Annotated in this window: 18 protein-coding genes; 11 read left to right on the top strand and 7 right to left on the bottom strand. The window is 42.5% G+C overall.

The features are described from left to right. Window positions 1-29 precede the first annotated feature (29 nt). The 3 genes from BM176_RS33055 to BM176_RS02590 form a co-directional block, all read right to left on the bottom strand. Complete coding sequence (locus BM176_RS33055) at window positions 30-4,904, bottom strand: PKD domain-containing protein (RefSeq protein WP_090099249.1); 4,875 nt, start codon at window positions 4,902-4,904, stop codon at window positions 30-32. Between the two features lie 223 nt (window positions 4,905-5,127). Then, complete coding sequence (locus tag BM176_RS02595; protein WP_090099247.1) at window positions 5,128-6,639, bottom strand: carboxypeptidase M32; 1,512 nt, start codon at window positions 6,637-6,639, stop codon at window positions 5,128-5,130. Window positions 6,640-6,665: 26 nt separating this feature from the next. Next, the gene (locus tag BM176_RS02590; protein ID WP_090099245.1) at window positions 6,666-7,205 is read right to left on the bottom strand and encodes an ORF6N domain-containing protein; all 540 of its coding nucleotides are present in this window, start codon (window positions 7,203-7,205) and stop codon (window positions 6,666-6,668) included. A 65-nt stretch (window positions 7,206-7,270) separates the two neighbouring features. Between BM176_RS02590 and BM176_RS02585 the strand changes: the two genes are divergently transcribed. The 5 genes from BM176_RS02585 (at window position 7,271) to BM176_RS02565 (ending at window position 13,385) form a co-directional block, all read left to right on the top strand. Continuing rightward, a complete protein-coding gene (locus tag BM176_RS02585; protein WP_090099243.1) occupies window positions 7,271-8,365 on the top strand; it encodes a Nif3-like dinuclear metal center hexameric protein in 1,095 nt (364 codons plus the stop codon). 4 nt (window positions 8,366-8,369) lie between these two features. After that, window positions 8,370-9,122, top strand: coding sequence for a zinc ribbon domain-containing protein (locus BM176_RS02580; protein WP_090099241.1), 753 nt, complete (start codon window positions 8,370-8,372; stop codon window positions 9,120-9,122). 144 nt (window positions 9,123-9,266) lie between these two features. Next, a complete protein-coding gene (locus tag BM176_RS02575) occupies window positions 9,267-10,766 on the top strand; it encodes a tetratricopeptide repeat protein (RefSeq protein ID WP_090099239.1) in 1,500 nt (499 codons plus the stop codon). Between the two features lie 87 nt (window positions 10,767-10,853). After that, window positions 10,854-12,503: a DNA repair protein RecN gene (gene recN, locus BM176_RS02570; protein ID WP_090099237.1), complete on the top strand. Its 1,650-nt coding sequence runs from the start codon at window positions 10,854-10,856 to the stop codon at window positions 12,501-12,503. 69 nt (window positions 12,504-12,572) lie between these two features. Then, window positions 12,573-13,385 (top strand): enoyl-ACP reductase FabI, encoded by an 813-nt coding sequence (locus tag BM176_RS02565; RefSeq protein WP_090099235.1) that lies wholly within the window; start codon window positions 12,573-12,575, stop codon window positions 13,383-13,385. Window positions 13,386-13,892: 507 nt separating this feature from the next. On the opposite strand, the gene BM176_RS02560 is transcribed toward BM176_RS02565, so the two are convergent. Then, on the bottom strand, window positions 13,893-14,114 hold the full coding sequence (locus tag BM176_RS02560; RefSeq protein ID WP_012794455.1) for a DUF2795 domain-containing protein: 222 nt from the start codon (window positions 14,112-14,114) through the stop codon (window positions 13,893-13,895). A 100-nt stretch (window positions 14,115-14,214) separates the two neighbouring features. On the opposite strand from BM176_RS02560, the gene BM176_RS02555 reads away from it, so the two are divergent. Further along, window positions 14,215-14,895 (top strand): ABC transporter ATP-binding protein, encoded by a 681-nt coding sequence (locus tag BM176_RS02555; protein WP_090099233.1) that lies wholly within the window; start codon window positions 14,215-14,217, stop codon window positions 14,893-14,895. On the opposite strand, the gene BM176_RS02550 is transcribed toward BM176_RS02555, so the two are convergent. From BM176_RS02550 to gatC, 3 genes are read right to left on the bottom strand one after another with little or no spacing between them, the layout of a single operon-like run. Further along, on the bottom strand, window positions 14,888-15,451 hold the full coding sequence (locus BM176_RS02550; protein ID WP_090099231.1) for a cob(I)yrinic acid a,c-diamide adenosyltransferase: 564 nt from the start codon (window positions 15,449-15,451) through the stop codon (window positions 14,888-14,890). The two genes, BM176_RS02555 and BM176_RS02550, sit on opposite strands and share 8 nt — an antisense overlap. Before the next feature lie 11 nt (window positions 15,452-15,462). Continuing rightward, the gene (locus BM176_RS02545; protein ID WP_090099229.1) at window positions 15,463-16,170 is read right to left on the bottom strand and encodes an ABC transporter ATP-binding protein; all 708 of its coding nucleotides are present in this window, start codon (window positions 16,168-16,170) and stop codon (window positions 15,463-15,465) included. A 20-nt stretch (window positions 16,171-16,190) separates the two neighbouring features. After that, window positions 16,191-16,481, bottom strand: coding sequence for an Asp-tRNA(Asn)/Glu-tRNA(Gln) amidotransferase subunit GatC (gene gatC, locus BM176_RS02540; RefSeq protein ID WP_090099227.1), 291 nt, complete (start codon window positions 16,479-16,481; stop codon window positions 16,191-16,193). A 138-nt stretch (window positions 16,482-16,619) separates the two neighbouring features. Between gatC and trpS the strand changes: the two genes are divergently transcribed. The 5 genes from trpS (at window position 16,620) to BM176_RS02515 (ending at window position 25,043) form a co-directional block, all read left to right on the top strand. Then, window positions 16,620-17,624 (top strand): tryptophan--tRNA ligase, encoded by a 1,005-nt coding sequence (gene trpS, locus BM176_RS02535; RefSeq protein ID WP_090099226.1) that lies wholly within the window; start codon window positions 16,620-16,622, stop codon window positions 17,622-17,624. Window positions 17,625-17,759: 135 nt separating this feature from the next. Further along, window positions 17,760-18,395 carry a deoxynucleoside kinase gene (locus BM176_RS02530; protein WP_090101564.1) on the top strand — a complete coding sequence of 212 codons (636 nt, stop codon included), beginning with the start codon at window positions 17,760-17,762 and terminating at the stop codon, window positions 18,393-18,395. A gap of 115 nt (window positions 18,396-18,510) precedes the next feature. Next, window positions 18,511-19,290: a hypothetical protein gene (locus tag BM176_RS02525; protein ID WP_143097680.1), complete on the top strand. Its 780-nt coding sequence runs from the start codon at window positions 18,511-18,513 to the stop codon at window positions 19,288-19,290. Continuing rightward, the gene (locus tag BM176_RS02520; protein WP_090099222.1) at window positions 19,263-21,314 is read left to right on the top strand and encodes a ComEA family DNA-binding protein; all 2,052 of its coding nucleotides are present in this window, start codon (window positions 19,263-19,265) and stop codon (window positions 21,312-21,314) included. The genes BM176_RS02525 and BM176_RS02520 overlap by 28 nt, the downstream gene beginning before the upstream one ends. 489 nt (window positions 21,315-21,803) lie before the next feature. After that, window positions 21,804-25,043: a SusC/RagA family TonB-linked outer membrane protein gene (locus BM176_RS02515; RefSeq protein WP_090099221.1), complete on the top strand. Its 3,240-nt coding sequence runs from the start codon at window positions 21,804-21,806 to the stop codon at window positions 25,041-25,043. The last annotated feature ends 18 nt before the right edge of the window (window positions 25,044-25,061 follow it).

Genomic DNA, 25,061 nt, shown 5'->3' with positions numbered 1-25,061 from the left:
TTTTTATGGTATGGTATTATATTGTGGCATCACCTCAGTAACATCACATTTCCTTTGAGTGTGAATGACTCATTGGTATTACAAACCAATTCAGCCACATAAACAAATACATCAGGATCTACCAGCGCACCTTTTGCTTTTCCGTCCCAACCGTATGCTGCATCTTCTATATTGAAATTTGACCTTTCGAATATCAGTTGTCCCCAGCGGTTATAGATCCTGAAGGATTTCACTGTATTGATTCCTTTTCCCCTGATATAAAAAATATCGTTTTGTCCGTCACCGTTAGGTGTGAATGTGTTAGGCAGGAATACTACGCCTGACTCACACACCATTTTTATATTGATCTCATCAGTGCTTATACAACCATATTGATTGGTAGCAGTTAAGATATAATCCGTGGTCTGTTTGGGTGTAGCCGTTGGTGTAAGACAGTCAATGCAAGTGAGTCCGCTTGGCGGGAACCACTCCAGTTTGGTAACATCACTGCTGATGGTAGCCGGTATCTGTATAGAAGAACCCACTGGCAGTACCACATCTTCTCCTGCATTTACAGTTGGTAATGTATGTACGGTTACCAAAACATCTTTTACATCCGTAAAGCAATTATCATTGCCTGTACCTGTCACCTGATAGGTGGTGGTTACTTCCGGACTGGCTATTGGGGTGGCACTTGTTGGATTATTGAGTCCTGTTGTTGGTGACCAGCTGTAATGTACAGCTCCGGAAGCCTGCAGCTGTACTGTTTTTCCTACACACATTTCCACATCACTTACCGTTATCTGGAATGGCTGTGAAACTTTTACAGGCACATCAGCTTCTGTTTTACATCCAACTGTATTTTCAACCACTACATGATAAACAGTATCAATTTCAGGACTGACAGTTGGAGCGGCGCTTTGAGGGTCAGATATTTTATAATCAGTCCAGTTGATCTGTACACCTGGATCTGTATTTGCCAGGATCTGTATGGCATCTCCAAGGCAGATACTTGCACTGGCAGGAGATGGCTGTAATGCCGGGAATCCGGATACTTCAATAGTTTTATTATCGGTACCACTGCAATTACCGCTGGCAGTAGTAATCACAAGCTGCACGGGCTGACTGCCGGCATTATTGAAGGTGATGGCCGGAGGAGTGACTACATTATAATCCTTTCCGGCTACAGTCCATACCCATTTGGTATTCGGCAGGTTTTTGGTATCCTGTCCCTGTAACTGTACTGATGTTCCTGCACAGATGGGATTTACCGGAGTAATCACCGCAACTGGTCTGGGTTCTATAAGGATGTCCATTGTGGTATCGTCTACACAACCATAAACGCTGGTACTGGTCAGTTTAACTGTATATGTTCCTGGTGTTGTATAATCGAAAGTTGGAGTAGCACCTGAACCTACATCATCTGTGCGGGTGGTTATACCAAAGTCCCACGCAAAAGTTGGAGTTAATCCCATTTCTGTTGATATTCCGGTTGTCTTGTCTGTAAAGAAAACAGTGCCACCATCACACGCCTGGGTTAAATCAGTACTGAAATCTGCATGAATTTTATCTGATACTACTTTAGGATTACCAAGGGCGGCTACTTTACATCCACGATCATCTTCCAGCAATACTACCGGGAAATAAACACCTTCCTGCGGATACGTATAAGCAGGAGAGGTAGGTGTAGTTGTTGTAACGGAATAGCCATTTCCAAAATCCCAGATGTATTTTTTTGCATTGGATGATACCGCTGTCATAGTAATAGAGAGTGGCGAGCAACCTGTTTCAGGTGTAACGCTGAATGTACCATCAGGACCAGCGATCGTGATGTTTTTCGGCCCGGCAGGAGCACTTGCGCAATTACCCGCAGAATAAACAGTTAAAGAAACAGGGAAGGTGCCAGGCCTTATATAGTTATGTAGCGGATCATTTTCTGTAGAAGTACTACCATCTCCTAAAGACCATACTGAACGTACATAATCTGAAGAGTTGTTAGTCAGCTGAATTTTTACCGGCGGACAAACATCTGCTGCTACTGAAGGAACGGTGAAATCAGCTATCGGATTAGGTACCCGGAGGAAATTCTTGATCTCTGCATGAGATGTACAGCCGGTGCTGCCAACAATATCCAGTGTAATATTATAAACGCCCGGAGTAGTGTAAGTATGCAAGGGTTCCTTATCTGTGCTGGTACCTCCGTCTCCGAAAGTCCATGCATAAGTAAGTGGATCTTCGGTAGAGGAATTGTTGAACTTGAAAGGCAGATTTAAGCAGGCAATGCTGTCATTGGCCCCGAAGCTAGCTACTATGTTAGCAATATGAACGATATCAGTATAAGTATCAGTACATCCGGTATTATCTTTTACGGTAAGTGTTACCGGATAGTTACTGATCGCACTGTAAGTATGAGTTACATTTACTGGTTTGGTAGTTGATGTTAAAGGCGCAGTATTATCACCGAAATCCCATGTCCATGAAACAATTGTATTACCTGCACGTGTAGTAGAGATGTCCGTAAAGGAAATCGGTTCATCCTTACATTGACGTGGGTTAATAGTATAACCGGCAATAGAACCGTTCACGGTGATGGTTATTGGATCAGAAATATGCTGACACATATAAATATCTGTAAGGGTCAGTTTTACCTGGTACACGCCCGGCGCCAGATAAGTATGGGAGACAGGTGAATTTGCAGGTGCCGGAGTGGTACTGCCATCTCCCCAATCCCATTGAAAGTTTATATAGTTGCCTGCCTGTACTGGATTCATTGTAAAGTTGACAGCGGTACCCCGGCAAACTACGGTCTGGTCTGGAGTAATCACCGGCTTATCGGTGATAATGTTTACTGTAGTTGACCATTTGGAAGTACAGCTTCCATTGTCTACAGTCAGTATTACAGTGTACAAACCTGCTGCTGCATAAGTATGAGTAGGAGACGGAACGTCAGAGGTAGGAGTACCATCACCAAAATCCCATGTATAGATTTTTGTTGTGCCGGTTCCGAAATCAGACGCATCTACAAATATCCGCTGGAAGATGTTTCCGCAATCCGGCTGGGCTACGTTAAAACTTGCAGCTGGTGGAAATATCTCTATATAGTCTGGTTTTGTAAGTTGCCGTACGCAACCGTTATTATTCACCACTAGTGTCACATCATGTTTACCAATACTATTGAAAACATAAGTAGGATTTTCTAATGAAGATGAGCCAATAGAACCATTATTTTCTTCAAAGGTCCAGAACCATTCCTGTCCTGCAGGTACTGATTTATTGGTAAATGAGAAAAGAGTTGGCTGGCATCCGCTGGTTTTATCTACAGTGAAATCTACCACTACAGGAGTACCGACTCTTACCGGCAGGGTAGCAGTTTGTGTACATCCTCCCTGCGTAGTAATAGTCAGAGATACTACATAGTTGCCCTCCACTGTAAATGTATGTGTTGGTATCTGGACTGTAGAAGTACCGCCATCTCCAAAATTCCAGTCATATTTGACTACAGGATCTGCACTGCCTATTGAAGGTGTATAAGTGGCAGTTACCGGTATACATCCTGCGGTAGGCCCGGAAATAGACAGTATTGGCCTCTTAATATTAATGGTATTATTCACTGTTGCAACACAGCCCTCAGCACTGGTTGCTGCCAGAGTAACATTGAATGCGCCTTCCGTGGTGTATTGATGTGCAGGGTTTTGCGTGGTAGCAGTACCACCATCTGCAAAATCCCATTGCCATGCAGTAGCTCCGGTAGTGGTGGCAGTAAATGTTGCATTTACAGGCACGGAACAAGCTGTTGCGGGCAATATTGTAAAACTGGCTTGAGGAGGATCTGTAATATGAACTGTTTTTGTAACAGTTGCATCACAACCATCTACCGTGATAGAGTTCATCGTTACGTCGTAATCTCCGGCAGCGGCAAATGTTTTTACAGCGTCTACAGTATTCTGCGTACTACCGTCGGAGAAAGTCCAGGTAGCAGATACCGGGTCCGGTTTGGTGGTATTGGTAAAATGAAGGTTAATACCGCTACAGGGTTTTTCTACGATAGAAAAGTCGGCCTGCATGGTAGCAACCAATATATAATTGGGCTGGACAAGTGTTTGTGTACATCCGTCGGCGGTAGTAGCCTTTAATGTAACAGTAAAGCTCCCTTTTGTAGTGTAAACATGAGTAGGGTTCATATCCGTACTGGTACTACCATCTCCGAAGTCCCATTCATAAGTTACCGGAACAGAAGAAGTAGTATTCAGGGATGTATTATTGGTAAAGTTTACTGAAACGGGCGACTTACATCCTCCCTGGTTACTACTTGTAAAAGCTACCTGTGGAGTAGCTTTCACTTTAATAATCTGGTCAGCACTATTCGTACAACCGAAACTGTTTGTAACGATAGAGCTGGCTATTATATCCATGCCCTGGTTATAAGTATAGGTAGCCGTAGATCCCGTGGCACCGTTACCATCTCCGAAGTCCCAGTTAATGCTGGAAATGGTACCGTCTCCCGCTGTTGATTGGTCCGTAAAAGTTACATTCAAAGGTGTACATCCATCAACCGGAGTAGTGGTGAATTTTACATTCGGTTTATTGTAAACGTTCACAGTATGCTTTACAGAGGCGGTTTTACCATCTGGAAAGGTAACTGTCAGCGTGACTACATATACACCTGGTTTATTGAAAGCCCGGGTTGCATTCCATATGGTGGATTTGGTTCCACCATCTCCAAAATCCCAGGAGGCGGATCCTCCCACAGGAGTTGATTGGTTAATGAACTGAACATAAGCAGTACCACAACCAGTCCAGTTGTCGGCGGTAAATTCTGCAACATTCTGTGCCTGTGCTTTTGCACTGGTAAACAGTAGTATTGCAAACAGGAATAACATAGTATAACCTGTAAGTAGGTGGCGGCGCAGGTGTTGGTGTTTCATTCTCCGATATGGCTAAATGTCCTTGGTTTCAGACAGATAGCATAGGTTGTATAAAATGATAAAAAAATAAATTTAATATATTCGGCTCGATTATTCTAGTTAAGTAAACGTAATCATTAGGTTATAGTTCACCCACGGATTCAAAAATAACACAAAAGTTATTCCAAACTCTACCTGTAAAGATAACAGCATAGATATAAGTATATCAATATGTTAAGACAAATTATAAGGTGTAGATATCCCCAAACTTTTTAGTGGCATAATCCAGGAAATATTTGAAATCCAATGGTTTACCCGTCACTTTCTCACATAATTCATTGGACGTATAATAACGGCCATAGTGGTGGATTTGTTGTCGAAGCCAGGTTAATAACTTCGTATAGTTTCCATTCGTAATGTATGAATTTAATCCGGATATTTGTTGTTCAGCAGCTGCAAAAAATTGTGCGGCATAAAAACTGCCCAGGGAATAGGTAGGAAAATAACCAAAGCTGCCATGCGACCAGTGAATATCCTGCAAAACACCTTCTACATCATTGGGAACAGTAACATGCAGGTAATCATTATAATAACGGTTCCACAACTCCCGGAGATCTTTAGTGCTGTAAGTACCATCCAGTAATCCTTTCTCGATTTCATACCGGATCATAACGTGAAAATGATAAGTAAGTTCATCTGCTTCTGTGCGTATCAGGGAAGGTCTTACCTGGTTAATGGCTTTATAAAAATCTTGTAAGCTAACAGATTGAAGATTACCAGGAAATGCCTGTTGTAATGGCCCGTAGTGGTGTTGCCAGAAGGAGAGACTCCTGCCTACGTTATTTTCCCATAGCCGGGATTGTGATTCATGGATACCCAGGCTGGCAGCTTCACCGGTGGGTAATCCATAAGCTGCGATATCCAGTCCCTGCTCATAGAGGGCGTGCCCGCCCTCGTGAATACAGCTCCAGGTCATATTCCCGAAGTCATTCTCATCTATACGGGTGGTTACACGTACATCCTGAGGATTGAAGCTGGTAGTAAAAGGATGTTCGGAAATATCCTGTCTGCCGGCTTTCATATCATAGCCCATCGCTTTCAGCAAGTCGATCCCGAAAGTCCACTGATGGTTACGATCGTAGTGCAGATGCAGGAAATCCTTATTAACCTGGGGCTTTTGCTCAATCTGACGCAACAGTGGTGTGAGGGCTGTCTTTACATCTGTGAATACAGTGTCCAGCATGGTAGTAGTAGCCCCTTTCTCGTATTCATTCAGTAATGCATTGTAACAATGGCCCTGATAACCGAGAATGGTTGTTTCCTGCTTTTTCAGCTCGACCATCTTTGCCAGTACCGGCTCAAAGTCTGCATAAGTACCAGACTTCCGCGCCTTTATCCAGGCATGATAGCATTCATTTGTTGTTTGAGACATTTCTGCCACGAAGCTGGCAGGGTATTTTTTATTTTTCTCATAGTCTTCCAGTGAAAGTGTTATGTTTTTAGCCGATACTGGGTCCAGGTCACCCCGGGAATGGAGTTCCTGTAGCAGTTGGCCCAGCTGCTCTTCTGTAAACATTTCATGAGCAATGGAGCTTAGCGTGGTAATTTGTTGTCCCCGGAATGTCGCACTGTTTTCAGGGAGATAGGTTTCCTGATCCCAGCCTAACACGGCTATAGCGTTGCGAACATCGGCTATCTGCTGCATTTTGGCTTTGTATTCACCGTAAAGTTCCGTGGAGGATTTTGCAATTACCATGCTATTGATTTTTTGCAAAGGTAAAGTTATTCTTCCTGTTGCTTAAAACCAATGAGTGCTCTTTCTGTTTGAGGAATGTGAACCAATTCTTTTAACGCTGCAAATATGGTTTGTATATCTGTATCACGGTTTTCCATTTTCCTTTCCAGTTGTTCCAGTTTCAGCAAAATATCCTTTTGCGTTAAAAAGGCTTCCCGCATACGACTAAAAATACGGATGATCTGTATGTTCACGGCAATCGCAATTTCACTATTTAACACGCTCGAAAGCATCGCTACTCCTTCCTCTGTAAATGCCAGTGGTGGCTTACGTAATCCCATTTTGTCAGAACCAGATATCACAATTTGTGATGTCCAATTTTTAAATTCAGCAGCTGTTAACTGGAACATAAAGTCTGGCGGGAATCGTTTAAGATTTCGCTTTACTGCCTGGTTCAGTACCCGTGTTTCCACGCCATATAATGCGGCCAGGTCCCTGTCAATCAGTACCTTTTTACCTCTGATGAAATAGATTTTACCAATGATCTCTTCCTCAGCTAATGGGATTAGCTTTTTAGTTTTTTCCATTTTATAATATTTGGTTAACAAACTGTAATTTTTAAAATTAAATAAATCCTTTCATATTTGTTGGTATGAAAATCAGGGAGATTACCAACGCCATTGCTGCCTATGCGCCACTTCAATACCAGGAGAGTTATGATAATGCCGGATTACTATTTGGTAATGCCGACTGGGAAGTAACGGGGGTATTGTTAACGCTTGATGCAACAGAAGCTGTGATCAGTGAAGCTATTGAACGCGGTTGTAACCTGGTGGTAGCACATCATCCTATTGTGTTCGGTGGTTTGAAAAAGATCAATGGCAGCAATTATGTAGAGCGGGTAGCTATTAAAGCTATCAAACATGATATAGCGGTATATGCAGCGCATACCAACCTGGATAATGTGCGTAATGGCGTTAGTAAAATGATGGCTCGTCAGTTGCAATTGCAGGATTGCAGGGTGTTGGCCCCCAAGCGGGAATTACTGGCTAAGCTGTACACCTTTGTGCCTCATGCACAGGCAGAAAAAGTTCAGAATGCTTTGTTTGCAGCAGGGGCCGGACATATAGGGAATTACAGTGAATGCAGTTTTAACGTGGAAGGTACCGGTGGGTATAAAGCAGGAGAGGGGGCCAAACCTTATACCGGGCAGGTGGGACAGCTGCATCTTGAACCCGAAACGAAGCTGGAAGTGATTTTTCCCCTATATTTGGAACCGCGTGTGGTCCAGGCATTATTAGATAGCCATCCTTATGAAGAGGTGGCCTATGATGTGGTAAAACTCGGGAATGCATATAATGAAGTAGGCTCAGGGCTTATTGGCAACCTGCCGGAGCCAATGGAGGAGCTGGCTTTTTTACAGATGGTAAAGCAGCAATTCCGTACCGGCTGCGTCCGGTATACTCCTTTGAGGGGCAGGCCGGTCCAAAAGGTAGCACTTTGCGGTGGAGCGGGTAGTTTCCTGTTAAAAAAGGCAATTTCCGCTGGAGCCGATGCTTATATTTCTGCGGACTTTAAATATCACGAGTTTTTTGATGCTGAAAATCAATTAGTTATAGCGGATGTGGGGCATTTTGAGAGCGAACAGTTCACGGTTGAATTATTTTATCATATATTGACTGAGAAATTCCGTAATTTTGCGCCTCTTAAATCTACAATTCGTACAAACCCGGTAAATTATTTATAAATACATGGCTACTGTAAAAGAATACTCCGTAGAAGAAAAATTGGCGTCTGTACTTAGACTACAGAAGATGGACTCCAGACTGGATGAAATCCAGGTGTTGAAAGGGGAGTTGCCAATGGAAGTAAAAGACCTCGAAGATGAGATCGAAGGGTTGAATACGCGTCTTACCCATGTGGAAGATGAAATCCGTGGTATTCAGGACTTTGTCACCAATAAAAAGGCGGCAATAAAAGAGTCTGAAGCCCTGATGAAGAAATATGAGAAGCAGCAGGACAACGTGAAGAACAACCGTGAGTTTGAAGCTATCACCAAGGAAATTGAAATGCAGTCGCTGGAAATCAAACTGGCAGAAAAGCATATCAAAGACGCAAACGAAGAAGTAAAGGATAAGAGCCGTTTACTGGAATCTGCTAAAAAAGCAATTGCAGAAAAGGAATCTAACCTGAAGCATAAGAAAGGCGAACTGGAAAAGATTATAGCTGAGACTGATAAGGAAGAGAAAGCTTTCCGCAAACAGAGTGATGAGGCCCGCACTAAAGTAGAGGCTCGTTTACTGGGTGCTTATGAAAAGATTCGCAAAAATTACCGTAATGGTCTTGCCGTGGTAACTGTTGCCCGTGATTCCTGCGGTGGTTGTTTCAATGCCATCCCTCCACAACGTCAGGCAGAAATACGCCAGCGTAAAAAGATCATCGTTTGCGAACATTGCGGACGTGTATTGGTGGATAACGACCTGGATGCTACTGTAACTATCTAAGTAACAGGCAAATTCTCAATTTTTAGTTTATTTCATACTGTAAAGTCCCGGGCAAAATACCCGGGACTTTTACATTCAGCAGAAGGGTATATAGAAAGTTTGGTTTGGAATTTGGAGATTTGAGCCCGGAATTTAAAATCTGATATGTTGATTTTCACACGTACACTATTGCTGCTGGGGTTATTTTTTACTATCACTAGTTCAGTTTCTGGCCGGCAAAAAGTCTACGACTTTAATCCCCGCTGTCAGCAAGCTTATGAAGCTATTATGCAACTTCGTTTGGCTGCAGGAACAGCTTTGCTTGAACAAGAGAAAAAAGCGCATCCCGATAACCTGATTCCTTATTTCCTGGATAACTACACTGATTTTTTTACCTTATTTTTTAATGAAGATCCCGCCCTGTATGCACAAAGAAAAGGAATGCGTGCAGAACGCCTTGCGATGATGGAGGAAGGTCCTTCCAACTCTCCGTATTATATATATACACAGGCAGCTATCAGGTTCCAATGGGGAATGGTAAGGATAAAGTTCAGCGAAAAATGGGATGCCGTATGGGAAATACGTAAGGCATATGTGATGTTGAAAGATAACCAGAAAAAGTTTCCGCAGTTTCTTCCTAATAACATGATGGCGGGTGCTATGCAAACAGTATTTGGTACCATTCCTGAGGGATACCGCTGGATCTCTAATATATTGGGACTGAAAGGCAGTATCAAACAGGGTATGCAACAGGTACAACAGGTGATTGACAGTAATTCAGATGTAGCTGTGCTATTTAAACCTGAGGCTTATTATTACTATTGTTACCTGAAACTCTTCATAGAAAATAAACCGGAAGAGGTATGGGCATTCATTCAGCAGCATCAGCTGGATACTAAGAACAACTATCTGTTTGCACTGATGGTGGCAAACATTGCCATGAACAATCAGAAGGCAGCAATAGGTATTAAAATACTAACAGAGCGGAATGACAGTGTGCAATATACGGATATCCCATACCTGTACTATTTGCTGGGTGAGATGAAATTATCCCGGCAGGACGAGGATGCAAATATTTATTTTCAACGCTTCCTTGACAAGTTTAAGGGAAAGTTTTATGTGAAGGAGTGCTTACAGAGGTTAAGCTGGTATTATTACATGCATGGGAATATGGAGGCTGCCAATAAATACCGGACTATGATCCTGACTCGTGGCAACACGGAAACCGATGCTGATAAACAGGCGCTGAAGGATGCAAAGAGTGGTAAATGGCCGAATCCTTTATTGTTGAAAGCACGGCTGCTGAGTGATGGTGGATTTTTTGCCGAAGCACTGAAAATGTTGCAGACAAAAAAGGCGGCAGATTTTGACCGTATGGAAGATAAGCTGGAATATGCATACCGCCTGGGTCGTATTTATGACGAAATGGGAATGGATGATAATGCGATCATTATGTATGAGGTGACAGTGAGAACAGGCGCCAGCCGTCCTGAATATTTTGCAGCAAGAGCTTCCCTTCAAATGGGGTATATTTATGAAAAACGTAAAGAGAAGGCAAAAGCTATTCAATGTTACCAGGCCTGCCTGGACATGAAAGAGCATGACTATAAAAATTCACTTGATCAGCGGGCCAAAGCCGGGATTCAACGGGTAAATGGAAGCTGAGTTGTCAATACGCAGATACAATACGTGCTGCATGTATTAATTTGCGGGATAATCCGAAGTCTTATATTCGTATTTCCAATACTCCTTATGCTACAAAAACTAACGATTAAGAATTACGCTATCATCGATCACCTGGAGGTGGATTTCTCTGGCAACCTGAATGTAATTACAGGGGAAACCGGGGCTGGTAAGTCTATCCTGCTGGGGGCATTGTCGCTGATACTGGGAGAGCGCGCAGATCCGGGTGTATTATATGATAAACAGGCAAAGTGCGTAATAGAAGGGGCGTTTAAAGTAAAGAAAGCACAGGTGGCTGCTTTTTTCCAGCAACATGAGCTGGATCTGGAAGATCAACTGATCATCCGCAGAGAAATCAGTACTGCCGGAAAATCACGTGCATTCATTAATGATACGCCGGTAAACCTTTCCCAGCTGGGAGAGCTAAGCCAGTACCTGGTAGATCTCCATCAGCAATTTGATACACTGGACCTTGAAAAATCAGATTTTCAACGGGAAGTGCTGGATGCTCTGGTGAACCAGCCTACATTACAACAGGAATACCACCAGTTATACCTGCGTTATGTGCAGGTGCAGAAACAGCTTAAACAACTTCAGGATCAGCGTAATAACGCTAATAAAGAACTGGATTATAATAAATTCCTGCTGGACGAACTGATTGAAGCTGCATTTACACCTAATGAAATAGAGGAGCTGGATGCAGAGCTGAAGGTATTAAGTCATGCGGAAGAGATCCGGAATGCTTTAAGCCGTGCCTATTTCCAGTTGAAGGAAGATGAACAGCCTGTTTTATCGCAGCTGCGGCAGATCCAGTCTTCCGTACAGGGACTTTCTGCTTTCCATAAAGATGCCCCGGCCATTGCGGCAAGACTCCAGTCAGCTTATCTTGAATTACAGGATATCACCTCAGAAATTGAGCAGATTAATGACCAGGTACAGTTTGATGGGGCCCGTATAGAAGTCGTGAATGAACGTATCTCCACTGGTTATAGGCTGTTGAAGAAGCATGGCGTACAAACTACAGACGAGTTATTAAAGATCAGGGATACCCTTACCCAAAGTGTAGAAGGGGCTCTGAATATGGATGAACAGTTGGCTCAGCTGGAAAAAGAGCAGGACAATCTGCATCAGTCACTCCTGAAACAGGCTGTTGTGATCACGGCAGCCCGCGTAAAGGTGGCCACTCCTTTTGAAAAGGATGTGAATGGTTTGCTCGCACAGATAGGGATGCCCAATGCACAATTAAAGGCCGCAATTATCCAGGGCAACCTTAATGCTTTCGGCCAGGACACTATAGAATTCCTGTTTGATGCCAATAAGAGTGGCAACTTCGGGCCTATCCGCAAGGTAGCATCCGGTGGTGAGTTAAGCAGGTTGATGTTATGCATCAAATCACTGGTGGCACAGTCGGTAGCGTTGCCTACAATGATCTTTGATGAGATAGATACCGGGATTTCCGGAGAAGCGGCCAGGCAGGTAAGCATTATTATGCAGGCAATGGCGAGAAGGCACCAGGTGATCTGTATTACGCATCAGCCACAGATAGCAGGTAAGGCAGATGCGCATTACTTTGTTTACAAAGGCAGCACGGATGGGAAAGTAACCACTAACGTGAGGATCTTAAGCAAGGAAGAACGTATTAACCACATAGCACAAATGCTGAGTGGCGAGAAGCCAACAGCTGCAGCGCTGGAGAATGCGCGGGAGCTGGTAAAGTAACTGCTATTCAATTAATCTTTTTTTTTCAACTATAACAACTATTTTTGCCAAAATTAATTATTGAACCCAATGGCTCATAACTTATTAAAAGGAAAGAAAGGTATCATATTCGGTGCGTTGGATGAAAAGTCTATTGCCTGGAAAATTGCATTGCATTGTGTTGAAGAAGGCGCAGAGATAGTGCTTACCAATGCTCCTATTGCCTTACGTATGGGAGAAATCAATAAGCTGTCTGAACAGTGTAAGGCACCTGTAATACCTGCTGATGTTACTAATATGGATGATCTGAAAAACCTTTTCACTAAATCCATGGAGCATTTTGGCGGCAAGATTGATTTTGTACTTCATTCTGTAGGTATGAGTATCAATATGCGTAAAGGAAAGGCATATACTGAGCTGGATTATGATTTTTCTCATAAGACAATGGATATCTCTGCAATGTCCCTGCACCGTGTATTGCAAACGGCCTACCAGCTGGATGCATTGAATGAGTGGGCATCTGTAGTGGCACTTACCTACATTGCAGCACAGCGTGTATTCCCTGATTACAGCGAAATGGCAGATGCCAAATCTATGCTGGAATCTATTGCCCGCAGCTTTGGTTACCATTATGGTATGAAGAATAAAGTACGTGTAAATACAATCTCCCAGTCTCCTACCAGGACTACTGCAGGTGGTGGTGTTAAAGGCTTTGATGGCTTTATTACCTACGCAGAGCAAATGAGCCCGTTGGGCAATGCTACTGCCGACCAGTGTGCTGACTATTGTGTAACACTGTTCTCCGACCTTACCCGGATGGTAACGATGCAGAACCTGTTCCATGATGGTGGTTTCTCTGCTACCGGTGTTACTGCGGCTGTTATCAATCAAATGGAAAAATAGTTCGTAATAATATTTTGGATCTGACTCCGTTAGAGAGCTCCTGAAAAGGGGACTCTCTAACGGAGTTAGTGTTTCTATAACGAAGAGGAAGTTAAAATAAATTTTCAGGGAGAAGATTCCTGTAATAGATCGGGGATATTCTTATATCAATTCCCCCTGGTCCATTTCCCAATTTTTTATTGCCAGGACCGGTAAATTTTCGTAGATTAAAGAAAGTCCGGGAAGAGTTGATAGTAAATTAATAGTGAGTTCGTAGTTGCGTCACACCTGGAACATACATTGAACATACATTGGACAATCTTTGAACACGTTTATGTGCTCTAAGATTGTCCAATGTATGTTCAACGTATGTTCAGCCTATAGACTCACTATCGGGAATCCCCATCATGAGTTCCGGTATCTTCTTCGTATATACCACAAAAAAAGCCGTTCCTTTAATTAAAAAGGAGCGGCTAAGTTTTTTAAGCATAGGCAAATTGCTGAGGCTACAATGGAAAATAGTCTAATCTAATACTCATCTTCATTAAAGAAGAAGTCGTCCTGCGACGGATAATCAGACCAAATATCTTCTATTCCCTCATAAATTTCCCCTTCATCCTCCAGCTCCTGTAAGTTCTCAATCACTTCAATCGGTGCACCGGAACGGATGGCGTAATCTATTAATTCGTCCTTCGTAGCTGGCCAAGGAGCGTCCTCCAGGTATGAAGCTAATTCTAATGTCCAGTACATGTTATCGAAATTTTTACTTTCTGAAATTTCCGCAAAAGTATTATTTAATTTGAAATAAACAACTTTTACTATTTTAAAGGTTAATTACTTTTCTTTGAGTATGCTAACCGCACGCAATCTTACCAAAAATTATTCCAATTTACACGTCCTTAAGGGCGTTGATATTACAGTGGGTAAAGGAGAAATCGTTACAATAGTAGGTTCTTCCGGTGCCGGAAAGAGTACTTTATTACATATCCTGGGTACACTGGATACGCCATCATCGGGCGAAGTATGGCTTGGAGGTGTAAACCTGGGAACCTTAAAAGGGAATGCACTGGCTGATTTCAGGAACCGGCATATGGGGTTTATTTTCCAGTTTCACCACCTTTTACCTGAGTTTTCCGCCCTGGAAAATGTTTGTATCCCCGGTTTTATTGCTGGTACTAAAAAATCGGCTGTCAGGGAAAGGGCAACTTTTTTGCTGAAAACACTCGGTTTGGCAGACAGGATCGATCATAAACCCAACCAGCTTTCCGGCGGCGAACAGCAGCGTGTGGCCGTGGCCAGGGCTTTGATCAATAATCCCGACATTGTTATGGCAGATGAACCTACCGGCAACCTGGACTCCAAGAATGCCCGGGAGTTGCATCATCTGTTTATTGAACTGAGAGATAAATTTCAGCAGACCTTTGTCATAGTAACCCATAATGAAGAGCTGGCGCCTTTAAGTGACAGGCAGCTGGTAATGAGGGATGGGAAAATTATTTCTGAGGAGCTGACGGCGAAAATTATCAGCTAATACGTGGTTTCCAGGGGATTTCAGCCACTTTCAGTTGATGACCTATCCAACGGGCCAGCACAAAAAGATAGTCGCTCAGCCGGTTCATATATTGTAATACAAGAGGGTCTATAAACTGATCCTGTTCCTGTAATGCTACACAAAGACGTTCTGCACGGCGGCATACACAGCGGGCAATATGGCAGGTGGATACTGCCACATGACCACCCGGCAGCAGGAACGACTTCATTTCTGGCAGTACTTCATTCATCTTGTCAATACTGTTTTCCAGTAAGCTGACATCAGCCGCCTGAAGATCCGGGATACGCATTTTTGTTTCCCGCTCAGGATCACATGCCAGGGATGAGCCTATAGTGAACAGGCGGTCCTGTATTTCCCGTAGAAAAGCAATGGCAGTATTATCTGTAAGGTAATCACTTACAAGCCCTATATAGGAGTTTAATTCGTCTATAGTACCATAAGATTCTATACGCAGGTGACTTTTGGATACTTTAGTACCGCCGATCAGGGAGGTTTTACCTTTATCTCCTGTTTTGGTGTAAATCTTAAACGACATGGGAATGTGCTTTATACCAATACAGCATGTGTATTCAGTTTGTCCGACTCTATAAGCCCATCTCGCAAGCGGATAACGCGGCGGGCGTGGTCGGCAATATCTTCTTCGTGTGTAACCAGTACAACGGTATTGCCGGAAGCATGGATCTTGCCAAAAATCTCCATGATCTCTACAGACGTTTTGGTATCAAGGTTACCGGTAGGCTCGTCGGCCAGGATCAGTGAGGGATCGTTAACCAGGGCCCGGGCAATGGCCACACGCTGGCATTGTCCACCGGAAAGCTCATTTGGTTTGTGTTTATACCGTTCTCCCAGTCCCACTTTTTCCAGCATGGCCCGGGCTTTATCTTCCCTTTCTCTTTTGCTGATCCCTGCATAAATCAGGGGAACGGCTACATTTTCCAGGGCACTCAGGCGCGGCATGAGGTTAAACTGCTGAAACACAAATCCAATCTCTTTATTACGCACCCTTGCCAGTTCATCATCTTTCATCTGGCTCACATCGTGGCCACTCAGAATGTATCTGCCGCTGGTTGGCGTATCCAGGCAACCCAGCATATTCATGAGAGTAGACTTGCCGGAACCGGAGGGTCCCATCAGAGCAACATATTCATTTTTTAAAATGTCTATGTTGATACCTTTAAGAACGGGCAATTCATTTTTGCCAATAAAATAACTTTTACGGATTGCTTCCAAATGGATGACAGCCTGTGGGTGCATAAGATTGATAGATTACGGGATTACTTCTTAATAACTTTAGGTACTTTGAAATATTGGTCATTGGCAGCAGGGGCATTCTGTAATCCTTCTTCCCGGGTTATGGAAGGCACTACTTTATCTTCACGGAGTACATTTCCGTCTGCTGTCATATGTAATAATGGTTTCACATTAGTTGTATCCAGCTCATTCAGTTTCTCCACAAAGGTGATCATCCGTTGGAGATCTCCTTTAATCTCTGTGGTTTCCTGTTTGCTGAATTCCAGTCTTGCCAGGTCTGCCAGTTGCTGTACCAGCATCTCATTCACTTCCATAATTCAAATTAGATGAAAAGGTAATAAAATATAGTTAATATTTATTATGGCTGGCGTTAAAGTTAGCTTAAATAGTCCAAAGTCTAAAGTGAAGGAACGTATTTGGACTATCAGGAATTTCTTAATTTGCACCCCATTATGGCTACATCAAAAGAGATAGTGGTAAGCGGTATTCGCTCTACCGGTTATTTACACTTAGGCAATTATTTTGGCGCTATCCGCAACTACATTAAGATGCAGGAAACTTTTAACTGTTATTTTTTTGTAGCTGACTGGCATTCGCTGACTACACATCCAGATCCGAAAGACCTTAGAGCCAACGTGTTCCGCGTACTGGCAGAAAATATAGCCTCAGGATTAGATCCTGAGAAGGTTGCCCTGTATGTGCAGAGCGATGTGCCTGAAATTGCAGAATTATACCTGTTATTGAATATGCTGGCATACAAAGGTGAGCTGGAAAGAGTGCCCACCTTTAAAGATAAAGTACGCCTGCAGCCGGAAAATGTAAACGCAGGACTGCTTACCTACCCGGTGCTGATGAGTGCCGATATTCTGGTTCACCGTGGTGTAAAGGTACCTGTTGGTAAAGATCAGGAACAACACCTGGAAATGGCCCGCAACTACGCACAGCGTTTTAACAACCATTATGGTCAGTTATTCCCGGAACCAGTACCCTTTAATTTTGGAGATGATCTGGTAAAAATACCAAGTCTGGATGGCAATGGTAAGATGAGTAAAAGCGAAAATCAGATGGCTACACTGTATCTCTCTGACAGTGATGATCTCATACTCGAAAAAATAAAAAAGGCAAAATCAGATAGCGGTGTCGTTCCTGAAGGTGCTCCCATGCCCGAATCCGTACAGAATTTATTCCTGTTAATGCAGCAGGTATCAGCACCGGATGTGATTAAATATTTTGAGGATCAATATAATAGTCAGGGTCTCCGTTTTGGTGAAATGAAAAAACAATTGGGTGAAGATATGGTGCGTTTTATAGCCCCTATCCGGGAGAAAGCGCTTGATTTACAACAGGATCAGGCCTACCTGAACCGTATCATGAAGGTTGGGGCAGAGAAGGCAAGAGAAAGTGCGGCACAGACTTTGCTGGAAGCGAGAAAACTCATCGGAATTAACTATTATTAATTGTTCATTGTATTAGTCGGAACAAGTTTTTTTGGATTGATAATCAAATAATTTATGTAAATTATGGGATTGTAATTTAGAACTATACCACAACCGACCAGTCCGAAACGAATGATTAACGACCCTGATAATGTCATGGCAAAACAAAATAAGATTAAACATATCGCAATAGCCGGTAATATTGGTGCGGGCAAAACCACTCTTACTGAACTGTTATCAAAGCATTACAAATGGTCTCCCCAGTTTGAAGATGTAGAGCACAATCCTTATCTGAATGATTTTTACGAAGATATGCCCCGCTGGTCGTTTAACCTGCAGGTATATTTCCTTCATGGCCGGTTAAAACAATTACTGGAGATCCAGAATGGAAATGATATCGTTATACAGGACAGGACCATCTATGAGGATGCACATATCTTTGCGCCCAACCTCTATGAAATGGGGCTGATGACCAAAAGAGACTTCGATAATTACTTCAACTTTTTTGAAACATTGAAGTCGATGGTAAAACCACCGGACCTGCTGATCTATCTGCGTGCATCCGTGCCTACTTTAGTAGCGCAGATCCAGAAAAGAGGTCGCGAATATGAAGAAAATATCCGCCTGGATTACCTGAAAAGGCTGAACGAATATTATAATAACTGGATAGAGAAATACACTGAAGGACCGCTCCTGATTATCGATATTGATAAAAATAAATTTCCCGATAATGAAGAGGATCTGGGAGAAATTATTAACCGGATAGATTCCCAGTTGCACGGACTTTTTTAATAAAATAAAAATAATTTATTAATATTGCTCCTCACTTCATGTGAGGAGTTTTTTTTGTTTGTTAATCAATACCCGGTTCATTTTGAAAAAGATGTTTGTTTCCATTGTTTGCACAATGTGCACTTTACTCTCGTGCGCGCAGCCTGTTTTGCTTTCTACAGAAAAGCAACTATATCCCGGCACTTACAGCCGCCATTTCCAACAGGTATTTACTGCTATGCAGAACCAGGCCGCACTGGCTTATATTCCTGTATTATCTGCCGGTGTAAGCACAGAGCGCAGGTTTATGTTAAAAGCGCTCAGTATGCATACTGTTACGCTGGCTCTGCCCGTACCGCCGGGCACATTTGCATTCACTTTACAGCAGGCTGGTTACAGCGCTTACCATCAGCAACAAATGGGCGTTGCCTATGGCAGAAAGCTGGGTAACAAATTAAGCATAGGAATGCAGGTGGATTATTTCTCAAAAGCAATCCGACAGTATGGCAGGGCTGATGCCGTTACTTTTGAACTGGGATGCCTGCTGCATATTACGCCGCAGTTACATGCAGGATTGCATGCATTCAATCCTGTTGCGGGAAAGTTGGGCAATGAACCAATGCCCGTTATTTATACTGCAGGACTGGGATATGAAGTGTCAGACGCTTTCCTGATCAGTGCTGCTGTGATCCAGCAGGATGATGCCACACCTGCAACCTCAATAATGTGCGAGTATCGTATTATTCCGCAGTTATCGCTTCAACTGGGATTATCTCCCGATCCGCAGTTCAGTAGCGCTGCCGCAAGTTTTACACTCGGTAGCATGCGAATCTTTTTATCAGCTACCCATCATCCTCAACTGGGATTTACACCCACTACATCCATCATATGGCATTTAAAAAAGAAGGCAGCATAATCGTATTGTTATTATGCTGTTGTCAATGGATACACGCACAACAGTCAGAGCCTGTATTGAATGCAGGAGCAGAAAATCAGTTGGAAAATCAGGCAGCTGTTATACCTGAAGATGATGCGCAACCGCAATTGTTGAATAATTATCTGCACAACCGGATTTCTTTAAACACGGCAGATGCAGCAGCCCTGCAATCGCTGGGATTGTTAACACCTTTGCAGATTCATAATTTTCTGCTGTACCGGCAGTTGCTGGGCAAGTTGTTAAGCATTTATGAGTTACAGGCCATACCCGGTTTTGACACTGCTGTGATAAGGAGCATATTACCCTATGTGCGGGTAGGAGATGATTTGGTGCCACACTATCGCTTAAAGGACTATGCACATGGTGGTGAACATGCACTTTTATTGCGTTACAGCCGTGATCTGGAAAAAAGCAGGGGATACTTGCCAACAGACAGTACGGCTGCACATTACAGGGGGAGTCCGGATAAATTATTATTACGTTACCGGTATAACTTTCCCCGTTATATGAGTTGGGGTATTGTAATGGAGAAAGATGCAGGAGAACAATTTTTCCGTGGTGCACAGCGTAACGGTTTTGATTTTTACAGTGCACACCTGTTTGTGAAAAATTATAAACATATCAAAGCATTGGCACTGGGTGATTTTACGGTAAATATGGGGCAGGGACTGATCAACTGGCAATCACTGGCTTTAGGAAAAGGCCCTGCTGTAATGCAGATAAAACGGGAGGGTGAGTTATTACGGCCTTATGCATCTGCGGGAGAATTTTATTTTTACAGAGGGGCTGGCATTACACTCCGCCAGGGATATTGGGAGGGGACAGGATTTATTTCATTGCGGCGGCCGGATGGAAGTATCAGCAGTACGGACACATTGCTGACATCACAATATATCACATCACTGGGTAGCAGTGGGTATCACAGATCATATACAGAACAGGAAAAAATGAATGTACTGCAACAGTTTACCACAGGTGGCAATCTCTCTCTTGTAAAACAAAACTGGCATGCAGGAATCAATATCATCAGGCATCATTTTTCCGTTCCACTGCGAAAAGAGGCTGCTCCTTATAATCTGTTTACATTTGGAGGTACACAACTGATAAATGTTAGTCTGGACTATGCAGTTACATGGAAGAATATGCATTTCTTCGGAGAAGTGGCTATCAGTGATAATCACAAAACAGGTATGGTGCATGGTGTGCTGATAAGTGTAGCAAAAAATGCAGATCTAAGTTTGTTGTACCGCAATTATAACAGAGCCTATCAATCTATGTATGCGAATGCTTTTGGAGAATATTACAGGCCTGCCAATGAGCGCGGATTATATACAGCCCTTTCTTTAAAGATTACGCCCCGTTTAACACTGAATGCTTATGCCGATGTGTTTAATTTCCCCTGGTTACAATATAGTATGAATGCACCCGGTAATGGGAGGGAGTTATTACTGGCGCTTACTTATATCCCTGATAAACACACGGAAGCATTTATCCGTTATAGCTATTCGGGCAAACTGCAAAAAGGATCTGCTGCTGACTTTATAAAATGGCAGGTATGGGAGCAACGAAATAGCTGGCGATGTCAAACAACGATGCAATTGGCAGAGGGATTGATTTTAAAAACGAGAGTAGAAGTGAATAGTTATAAAAATACGATTATGCAACAGCAGGGTTTTATGTTATTCACTGATGCAGGATATCAGTTTACCCGATGGCCTCTGATGATTTCAGGACGGTATACAAAATTCATGACAGGCGGAACCGAAACACGAATGTATGTTGCTGCAACAGGTATGTTGTATGAGTACGTGTTGTCACAATTATATGGAAAAGGGGATCAGTATCAGTTACGTGTAAGATGGCGTATCATGCCTCGTATGTCGCTGTGGGTGCGTTTTCAGAAGGTAACTTATCAAGATGTATCATCTATTGGAAATGGGTGGGATGAAGTAGCCGGAAGCAGTAAGGGAGCGGTGTTCCTCCAGCTTCAGCAGTTGCTTTAGAGATACAATGGACAACTAATGTTAAGAAAAGAACACTTTTTTCCTATTTATAATATTGTGAATAATATTATTACATATTAAGAGTTTATTGTTTGTTTAAAAAAAGTTAAAATTTTCTTGGTAGTGAGGAAAAAAAATATCTAAATTGTGCTCCACAACCAAAATCTAAATCGTAATAAATCTAAATCGTAATATGAGAGAGGCGAACATCTCTTTTTCCTGCTCAGCTGTGATTAATCTTTTGTCAACCTTTTTACAGCGGTTCTGTTCTATGCATCTTGCAGGAGAAAATGAGTTGTGTTCTGAGCCAAACACCATCCAGGTTCTTGCCGCCTTCACCCGGGATGGTTTTTTTTTCAACAAATTTATTAGTATAAAAACTGTGGTTTAAGCTTATGAGACTTTTGCTGTGATGGCTGTTGGTTGGCTATTGCAGCAAAAGGAACTCTCATTTAAATTTTTTATTGTCAATTAAATCTAAATCGTTTTATGAAAAGAGCGTTACTCTTTTTCACCATGCTTATGGTGTGCGTAACCTTGGCGTATGCTCAACAACGCCAGATTACGGGTAAGGTTTCCAGTCCAGACGGAACTCCTTTACCCTTTGCAACAATCCAACTTAAAGGGACAACAACAGGGACAACAGCAGATCAGGAAGGAAGTTTCAAATTAGTTGTAACAGGAAGTAATCCTGTTATCACAATTAGAAGTGTAGGTTATGCTACTCAGGAAATTACTGTTGGAAGTAGCAGTGCTATCAACATTAAATTGAAAGAAGAAGATAAAAATCTTCAGGAAGTAGTAGTAACCGCGCTGGGTATAACCAGAAAAAAGAATGAACTGGCTTACTCCGCACAAACTGTGAATGCAGAAGAGCTGAACAGAACCCGCGATGCCAACGTTGTAAATTCTTTATCCGGTAAAGTAGCTGGTCTGGAAGTACGCAGAAACAGTACTATGGGTGGATCTACCAACATTGTACTACGCGGTAACAAATCTTTCCAGAATTCTAACCAGGCAATGTTTGTTGTTGATGGAGTACCTATCGATAACTCAACTACCAATACAACAGACCAGGGGACTGGCCGCGGTGGTTTTGACTATGGTAATGCTGCTGCAGATATTAATCCGGATGATATCCAGTCTGTAAGCGTACTGAAAGGTGCTGCTGCTGCTGCGTTATACGGATCACGTGCTGCAAATGGTGTGATTATGATCACAACTAAAAAAGGCAGAAAAGGATTAGGCGTAACCATCAATATCGGCGCTACACTTGGTACAATGGATAAGAGTACTTTCCCTAAGTATCAGAAGCAATATGGAGCAGGTTATTATGATGTGGATGATAATACTTATGAATCTCCGGATGGTCATTTCCTGTACAGGGATATCAACGGTGATGGTACAAAAGACTTAGTAGTACCTATGTCAGAAGATGCTTCTTTCGGTGCAAAGTTTGATCCAAATCTGATGGTGTATAATTACCGCTCTTTTGATCCAACTTCTCCGCAATATAAAAAGGCAAGTCCATGGGTAGCTGCTGAAAATGGTCCTGCTTACCTTTTCAAGAATACAGTAGCCACCAATAATAGTGTAGCTATTGATGGTGGTAATGACCAGGGTTATTTCAAACTTGGTTATACCAAAACAACTGAGAGTGGTATGCTGCCTAATGCCAAGCTGATTAAAGACATGCTGAACTTTGGCGCATCTTATAACTTAACAAACAAACTTACGGCCAGTGCTGCTGTCAACATGTCTAAGGTAGATGGCAAAGGCCGTTATGGTACCGGATATGACGAATACAATCCTATGCAGCAATTCCGCCAGTGGTGGCAGATGAATGTGGATCTGAAACAACAGGAAGAAGATTACGAAAGGACTAAACAGAATAAAAGCTGGAACCTCCAGGATCCAAATAACCCTGTGCCTATCTATTCTGATAACATGTATTTTATGCGGAATCAGAACTACGAAAGAGATAGCCGTATCCGCTATTTCGGCAACGTAGCACTGAACTACAAAATAAATACCTGGCTGAATTTATTGGGAAGAGTAAGTATGGATACTTACACACAGTCACAGGAAGAAAGAAATGCAATTGGTAGTAAGAATACCTCTTCTTATTCAAGATACGATGGCACATTTGGTGAGTATAACTACGACCTGTTACTGAATATTGACAAAGAAATCAATAACAATTTCAAATTTACAGGACTCGTAGGTGGTAACATCAGAAACACCCAGGTTAAATATGTACGTGCACAAACAAATGGCGGACTTGTAGTCCCTAATTTGTATTCTCTGACTAACACTGTAAATCCGATCGAAGCACCTATTGAAGCCGATAGTACAATGCAGGTGAATGGCGTGTTTGCAAGTGTTGGATTAGGGTACAAGAAAATGTTATTCCTTGATCTGACTGGTCGTCGTGATAAGGCTTCTACTTTGCCAGACGGAAATAATGTATACTATTATCCATCAGCATCCCTTGGCTTTGTTTTCTCTGAAGTAGTGAAAGCACCATGGTTGAGTTATGGTAAATTACGTGTGAACTATGCACAAGTAGGTAACAGTGCACCTGCACAAGCATTGATAGATGCATATGACAAGCCAACTGGTTTTGGTAGTGTGCCTATCTTCTCTGTTCCTGCTACAAAAGCAAATCCTAACCTGAAACCTGAACAAACCAAAAGTTTTGAAACAGGTGTGGAAGTGGCATTATTCCAGAATCGCGTGAGCTTTGATGTTACTTATTATACTTCAAAAAGTGTTGACCAGATTCTGCGTTTACCAGTTTCAAGAGCTACCGGTTATGATCAGATATATATAAACGGTGGTACTATCAGCAATAAAGGGGTAGAAGTAAGCCTGAATGTAACACCTGTAAAAACACGTGATTTCTCATGGGTAGTAGGTGCAAACTGGTCTACCAATAAGAGCAAGGTATTAGATCTGCCTCCGGGAGTGGATTTCATCCAGCTCAGCACTACTACATTACAAGGTGGTATAACAGTTGGTCATGCTATGAACAATGCATATGGTGTAATCCGTGGTACAGATTATATCTATGATGCAAAAGGTAATAAAGTGATTGATGATGCAACTGGTGCAACACCTGGTTACTATCAGAAAACGGGTTCTGCCAATAATGTAATTGGTAACTATACTCCTGACTGGATCGGAGGTATTACCAATACATTGAGATATAAAGACCTCTCACTGGCTTTCCTTATAGATATGAAACATGGTGGTGATGTATTTTCTCTTGACCAGTACTATGGACAAGGAACAGGTATCTATGAAGGTAGTGTAAGACTGAATGACAACGGTAAATCCATCAGAGATGCAGTAGAAGATGGAGGTGGTATCATTTTCAATGGTGTGACACCTGATGGAAAAGCAAATACACAAAGAGTACGTGTGAGTGGTACACGTGGTTTAGGTAATAACGGTTTCCCTGCCAAAGAATTTGTTTATGATGCCAGCTTTGTAAAATTACGTGAGGTATCTCTTACCTATTCTTTACCAGTTAGCCTTATGAGCCATATTAAAGGGTTTAAAGGAATTGATTTGAGTCTCCTGGGTCGCAACCTTTGGATTATTCATAAGAACGTACCGTTTGCTGATCCGGAAGAAAATCTGAGTGCAGGTAATATCCAGGGTTATCAGAGTGGTGTATATCCTACTTACCGCACTTTTGGTTTTAACGTAAGACTCAGGTTCTAATTATCAGTAAAGAAAACA

Origin of the sequence: Chitinophaga sp. CF118, assembly GCF_900112615.1 — a bacterium.
Taxonomy (GTDB): Bacteria; Bacteroidota; Bacteroidia; order Chitinophagales; family Chitinophagaceae; genus Chitinophaga.
Note: the sequence above shows the minus strand (reverse complement) of the source record. Positions and strands in the feature narration are given on the sequence as shown.